This is a genomic window from Butyrivibrio sp. (genome assembly GCF_017635265.1).
Classification (GTDB): domain Bacteria; phylum Bacillota; class Clostridia; order Lachnospirales; family Lachnospiraceae; genus Butyrivibrio.
Genome location: NZ_JAGBLU010000036.1, coordinates 1 through 5,868, shown reverse-complemented (window position 1 = coordinate 5,868; position 5,868 = coordinate 1). Strand labels below are relative to the sequence as shown.

Below are 5,868 nucleotides of genomic sequence, written 5' to 3'. Positions count from 1 at the left end.
GGACCAGAGATTTGCTTACAGCTTCCTTCAGATTCCACCTCACGATGGACACCCTTGCTGTTCGGCTATACACTTCCCACTATCTGGGTGTGTTTGGGACTTACACCCGTTAGAGCGCGCCCATGGCGCGCAAACTGAAAAAAGTGGGCATCAGCCCACTTTTCACGTCTTCAATCATCAACCTCTTTGTAGTAATATCCTTTACCATCACAGTATGTGCAGATTGTGTTGTACTTTAATTCTCCGGTGCCTCCACATCTAAAACACTTAAACTCCACTTCTTTCTGATAGAATCTTTTCCTGATCTTTAACATATTTTCTTCCTCCTGCATTTTAATGGTTTTCGAATTACATCCTCTAGGATTAAGAAAATAATAAATCAAAGGTTTTTTTTAGGAAATTCCATTCACAATGAATAAATGAAACAAAAATGAAATATTCTTCGATTGTCCATGACCGTAATATAATAAACAAAATAGACCCTATATATATATTGTTAAAAGCAGCAAATTAATGAAAAGGCTCTAATTATGAATAAAAACAGACCATTTTTAGTTCTTTTAGCAACAATTATGCTATGTTCTTTCATGTCTACTACAGTTTATGCCGCACCAAAAACCATGAGTGATGGACAGCTATTTGATGCTCAGTTCTACGCAGACACATATCCAGATGTAAAAGCCGCATATGGATATGATGAAGAAAAACTCTATGCTCACTATCTTGCATTTGGCAAAGCAGAAGGAAGACTCCCATATGCTAATGCCACTGCAACAACAGCTCCGCAGACAAATGATTTGGTTATCGGCAACAAAGATGAAACTGCGGAAAAGCAAGCAGATATGCAAGCCGGCTACTCAGCATTGCCACAAAACGTAAAAAATTACTATAACAAGAAGAATATTAGAATATATGCTGCAACGCGAGAATATATAGGAACAGTTAATACCAGGCAGAGCCTAGGTTACTCTTATATAACCTGGGATGATGGTGGTAACTTTATCTCAGCAGATGTCTATGTTTGCGGAACCACATCTTCTTTTATGCCTCCAGTGTATACCTTATATCATGAATTAGGGCATGTTCTTGATTATGGATACAGATATTCTAGAAATTGGGAAGGTTGGACGGAAATGCAACCGTACAGCCCCACTCAGGTATATAGTTCAGGCGAAGCCTTTGCAGAGGCATTTGCAGCATATTTCACACGACCCGAAAAGCTCAAAAACGTTGCCCCTAACGCATACTCATATATTGAAAATATCATTATAAACATGCAATGATTTGTATTTACCATACTGAGCGCGGCATTAAAGTCCATATAACTTATTGCCGCGCTTTATCATTACAATAATTCTGCCATATCACCAAGTATATCAATTATGTCCTGCTCTTCATCTGTTATCTCAGCAGCGTCCCACTCCATGACAAACGCCGCATAAGAAGCAAATGCCTGGAACATCTTCGGATCTTGGACTATAACATCAAGAAATGCCTTTGCTCTATTAGCAGCTTTCTTGTTCATTTCTTTCATATCCTCTTGAGAAATACCATACTTAGAATGGGCATCCTCAATTATTTCTCTAAACATGTAATTCGCAAGAGCCTTTGGCCATACCTTCCTTAAGTCCTGCTCTTTGGCTGTTACCATCTTCAATAGCATGAGATCAGAATCATCTTTCTTTTTCATCATGAAACCTCCAAGTGTTTTATATTTTAATGCTAACACTTACGACTTGAATTTGGTTCAAGACAGAAAAATATTTGATAATTCCATGCTATCATTTTGGAGTTGCGTTTTTGCGCAACTTTTGAAAATTTATAATATTTTTTATGCTGCTATTGGCTCCTGCCTCTTATGGATGAGCTCGTACAGTTCAAATGCAAGAACCTCTGCAGCCTTGAAGTCCTTTATCTTCTGGCCTCTTACCTGCCACAATCTGTAATTGTCACAATATATCCCCCAGCTGTCATATCTCCCTCTCACAAGAGTAATGTAAGTCCCCTTGTATTTCTTGCTGTATGTACCCTTTGCCGGATTATATTTCCAGGGCCTTTTCAGATAATTCTTCTTGCGAAGAAGCATGTTCTTAAGGGCATTTTCATTTTTCCTTGGATTCTCATAATCTCCGGACATCTTCTCCGCACATACACAGCCCACCCTAAGTTTTCTGAAATAACTCTCATTCTTCATGATGTGAACATACCGGATTTTCTCATTTCCGCACATCTCACACTGCTCATATTCAATTTCATCGCTGGATGAAGCTCCATCCCCAACATCAATTACTCCTTCACACTTCCAACCTCTGTGCGGTACTCCCTTAACATCCCATAAATTCATCGCTATCTCCCCCTCTCTTTCAAGATGCAAGTATATTGCTGAGTTTGTCAGTGATATCCTCAATCGCAACACCCACTGCTACTGCGCCAAATGTCACAAGAAATGCCGCAAAAGAGAATGCGACACCCATTATCACTGCATCCCACATCTTCATGCTGATATACATCACGATTATTACAAGCATCAGCAAGTAAAACAGGCCAAGAATCACGCAACCAATCTTGGACAGAACACCTACCCAGCTCTTGATAAAGCACATGATCAAAAACAGCGGAAACAATGCAATTTTCAGTAAAAGCTTTAAGATAAACATAATCAACCCTCCATCAATTCTTGATTGTCATTTTCTGTTACGCCAAAGCCATATCTCATACCATGATTGACTTCAGCCGCTATCTGCGCAACGTGAGTAGTAGACACGTTATACAGCATTGTCAGCATATATGCTCTCGGATTCTTGGGAACCTCAGTAAGGCTTTTCCAACTAGCCACAACGTCCTCAATCAGCATATTATCAAGCTTCATGAACCTTCCTTTTACCGAGTTTATGTCTCTTTCCTCGCTGCCAATCCATATCTTTGGACGGCTAGAAGTAAGGACATCAACCAAAAGGTCCTCAATTCCCCTTATAATCCCCGCGTCCTCCGGAAACCGCTCGCACAATACATCCGTACCGATATCCTCTTTGACATAAGCTCTTGTTGTCGCTTCATCTTCCTCCGATCTCATCACATACATCTTTGTAGCCATAGTATTGCTGGGATAGATACGGATAAGATTTTTATTATAACTATTTTTATTAATATTTTTATTAATGCGTCCCAAGTTTTGGTCGTTGCAACTACCAAAATCTGGTATACCCTCTTCAAAATTTGGATTTTCGTCCAAATTTTGGGATTCTAAATCAGAAGCATTCGTGTATGAATACCTAGTTTTGGTATTCTGCATATAATCCAAATCTTGGAATTCACATTCATCCATGGTCACATTATTTTCTGCTTCGACAATCCTCATAACATATATCCGGGACTGTCTTCCTTTTCCCATTTTGATACGTTCTATCAGCCCCATTCCTTCCTCTGCATCAAGCTCATCAAGAAGTTTAAAAATTGTGTTTCTACTAAGCCCCATATCCTCCTGTATAGTCTGCCAATCGGCATTCTTGCCCTTAACATTCCAAAGCCCCGTCACATCCGAATACTGAACCCCCATGACATTACGGTCAAAAAGATACCCTGCCGTCTGGAAGGTCTCACGCATGAAATCTTCTATATATTTCGGGTCTATCCATGTGGCTCCGAGACGCACCTCTATATCCGATGCTTCAAGGTCTTTTGGCATCACCTGTTCCAGATGCGCCACATTTACCTGATACTCCGGGTGGTTTTCCGCATAATTCCTCGCTATAGAAAGTTTCTCACGGACATTGCCGGATAAATATTCATCGGCAGTTTCCCACTGATCTGTCAGAGGATTCTGGAATATAACACCTGCAAGCTCCTCTGTGATCTCATCTTTACTCTTTCCGGTAAGCTCTGCCATATAGTCAAGGTCTACCTTGGCTTTTTCAGCCAGGGATACCGCCAGTGCTTCGCTTGCCGTATCAACGCTCGTCACAACCTCTGCGTGCTTGATCGTCCGCTTCGTGAACATATCCGCTTTTCCGAGGAACTTGCCCTCATCATCCAGCTTCTCAAGCGAGCATAACAGGCAATAGCTGCTGTCCTGGTTGAAAGCCCGCTTGTTGGTCTGTGAACTGATGAGTCCGTATTTATCTGAAAACTTATCATACAGTTCATTAAGCTCTGCCTGCTTCGCCGTTATCGCCGCATCAGGGTAATCCTCCATCTGCATTTGGATAAGCTCCTGTGTGCAGTCACGGATTCCGATCATGCCCTTAATTCGATCCTCCATGGTATCTGACACATCCGCAGGCTTCATAATGGAATTCTCACGATAATACACATGATCATCCACCATACAGAAGCTGTAGTTTTTCACATTCGGATCAGCCGGTATCACTTCAAGATCTGACTTGCCCAGTTCATCCGGCGCAAGCTCTACCGCTTCATAATCCGCATGGATATTGCTGATAGCTTCACGAAGCTGTTCTTCAAAAGGTCTCGACTCATCCGGCACACAGGTACTCTCCATACCGAAAGGCCCCGATACCATCTCCATCTTTCCTACGATCATCTCGGGATGGTCGGCAAAATACTGGTTCATGGCGATGCCATTCTCGTCCATTCCAAGATGCACCCAGTCCGGCTCTATATCCATGAGCCTGTCCCTTTTCTGGAAAAAAAGAATGTCGGACGTTACTTCTGTTCCGGCATTCTCCTTAAAGGCTGTATTGGGGAGTCTCACCGCTCCTAATAGCTCCGCCCTCTGTGCAAGGTATTTTCTTACCTGCGGGCTTTGCTTATCCATGGTTCCCTTGCTCGTCACAAAGGCTACGATACCACCAGGTCTTACTTTATCCAGGGTCTTTGCAAAGAAATAATCATGAATCTGGAAATTCAGCTTATCATATGGCTTGTCGCTGACCTTATAATTCCCGAAAGGCACATTTCCGACCGCCACATCAAAGAAATCATTCTGAAAATCGGTCTTTTCAAAGCCGCTGATACGGACATCCGCCTGCGGATAGAGCTGTTTTGCGATACGGCCTGTCAGATCATCCAGTTCTACGCCATAAAGTTTGCTGTCCTGCATGGCTTCCGGCAGCATACCGAAGAAGTTCCCAACACCCATAGCAGGCTCAAGGATATTACCCTTTTCAAATCCCATCTGTCCTATTGCTTCATAAATACTACGGATTATGACAGGGCTTGGTATAATCCGCACTGCATACAGGGCAGTCCTTGTTGTAATCGTACTGACCGCACTTATCGGTGCAGATACATACAGGTTCAGGCTCCGGAGTAGGTTCGGTTTCATCTTCACTCTCTCCCGACTCGCCGCCGGTCTCTCCACCTTCATCGCCGGAATCATCCCCTGTTTCACCATTGTCAGATGAATCTCCTGTGTTTCCGCTGTCAGATGGATCGTCTATTGTTGTTCCATCATCCTGTATGCTGTCCCCGGTATTACCCGCATCAGATGCATCACCATTGTCATTCCCGGATACATCCTCCTCCGCATATACCGGAGTTACCGTAGAGCTGTTCGCAAGAAAAGCCCCCACCGGCATTGCAAAAAGCATCACCGACAAGATCAGCGACGCTATGATCCTAACTGATAACTTTCTTTGCATTTTCGTTTATCTCCTTTTCATTTTCTGCATGATGAACCCCGCCATCATCAGGCGGGGTCTGTTTCAATTCCTTATCCCTTGCAGCTATCATGTCCGCAACCTCTTTTTCCGAAAGGCTGTTAAACAGTGCAAGCTGCTCAGGTGTTATATGTTTCTTTCTGATGATCTTCATCGCTTCCGCATCATCCGCTTCCTGTTCGAGTCTCGCCCAGTATTTCTCACGCTCGGTGTAATACTCTTTCTTCTCGGCGGCATGGATACGGTTTTT

General features: G+C 42.9%; 7 protein-coding genes and 1 pseudogene. 1 reads left to right on the top strand and 7 read right to left on the bottom strand.

What is annotated here, in order from left to right; translation table 11 throughout:
* Positions 1-170: 170 nt before the first annotated feature.
* Positions 171-314, bottom strand: a complete 144-nt coding sequence (locus J6O61_RS05195) for a hypothetical protein (protein ID WP_292210438.1) — start codon at positions 312-314, stop codon at positions 171-173.
* A 216-nt stretch (positions 315-530) separates the two neighbouring features.
* On the opposite strand from J6O61_RS05195, the gene J6O61_RS05190 reads away from it, so the two are divergent.
* Positions 531-1,283, top strand: coding sequence for a hypothetical protein (locus tag J6O61_RS05190; RefSeq protein ID WP_292210435.1), 753 nt, complete (start codon positions 531-533; stop codon positions 1,281-1,283).
* 62 nt (positions 1,284-1,345) lie between these two features.
* Here J6O61_RS05190 and J6O61_RS05185 read toward each other — a convergent pair whose 3' ends face one another.
* From J6O61_RS05185 to J6O61_RS05155, 6 genes and pseudogenes are all read right to left on the bottom strand, one after another.
* A complete protein-coding gene (locus J6O61_RS05185; RefSeq protein WP_292210433.1) occupies positions 1,346-1,690 on the bottom strand; it encodes a hypothetical protein in 345 nt (114 codons plus the stop codon).
* Between the two features lie 141 nt (positions 1,691-1,831).
* Positions 1,832-2,344, bottom strand: a complete 513-nt coding sequence (locus tag J6O61_RS05180; RefSeq protein ID WP_292210431.1) for a hypothetical protein — start codon at positions 2,342-2,344, stop codon at positions 1,832-1,834.
* A gap of 19 nt (positions 2,345-2,363) precedes the next feature.
* Positions 2,364-2,657, bottom strand: coding sequence for a hypothetical protein (locus J6O61_RS05175; protein WP_292210428.1), 294 nt, complete (start codon positions 2,655-2,657; stop codon positions 2,364-2,366).
* Between the two features lie 2 nt (positions 2,658-2,659).
* Positions 2,660-5,134: a DUF6017 domain-containing protein gene (locus tag J6O61_RS05165; protein WP_330613728.1), complete on the bottom strand. Its 2,475-nt coding sequence runs from the start codon at positions 5,132-5,134 to the stop codon at positions 2,660-2,662.
* Positions 5,135-5,156: 22 nt separating this feature from the next.
* The gene (locus J6O61_RS05160; RefSeq protein WP_292210426.1) at positions 5,157-5,600 is read right to left on the bottom strand and encodes a hypothetical protein; all 444 of its coding nucleotides are present in this window, start codon (positions 5,598-5,600) and stop codon (positions 5,157-5,159) included.
* A pseudogene (locus J6O61_RS05155) lies at positions 5,578-5,868 on the bottom strand (hypothetical protein); the annotation flags it as partial. The pseudogene J6O61_RS05155 and the gene J6O61_RS05160, both read right to left, overlap by 23 nt.

Bases quoted from the DNA above. Each gene is read 5' to 3' on its own strand.
- J6O61_RS05195 (WP_292210438.1), bottom strand. From the start codon at position 314: ATGTTAAAGATCAGGAAAAGATTCTATCAGAAAGAAGTGGAGTTTAAG.
- J6O61_RS05190 (WP_292210435.1), top strand. From the start codon at position 531: ATGAATAAAAACAGACCATTTTTAGTTCTTTTAGCAACAATTATGCTA.
- J6O61_RS05185 (WP_292210433.1), bottom strand. From the start codon at position 1,690: ATGAAAAAGAAAGATGATTCTGATCTCATGCTATTGAAGATGGTAACA.
- J6O61_RS05180 (WP_292210431.1), bottom strand. From the start codon at position 2,344: ATGAATTTATGGGATGTTAAGGGAGTACCGCACAGAGGTTGGAAGTGT.
- J6O61_RS05175 (WP_292210428.1), bottom strand. From the start codon at position 2,657: ATGTTTATCTTAAAGCTTTTACTGAAAATTGCATTGTTTCCGCTGTTT.
- J6O61_RS05165 (WP_330613728.1), bottom strand. From the start codon at position 5,134: ATGGGATTTGAAAAGGGTAATATCCTTGAGCCTGCTATGGGTGTTGGG.
- J6O61_RS05160 (WP_292210426.1), bottom strand. From the start codon at position 5,600: ATGCAAAGAAAGTTATCAGTTAGGATCATAGCGTCGCTGATCTTGTCG.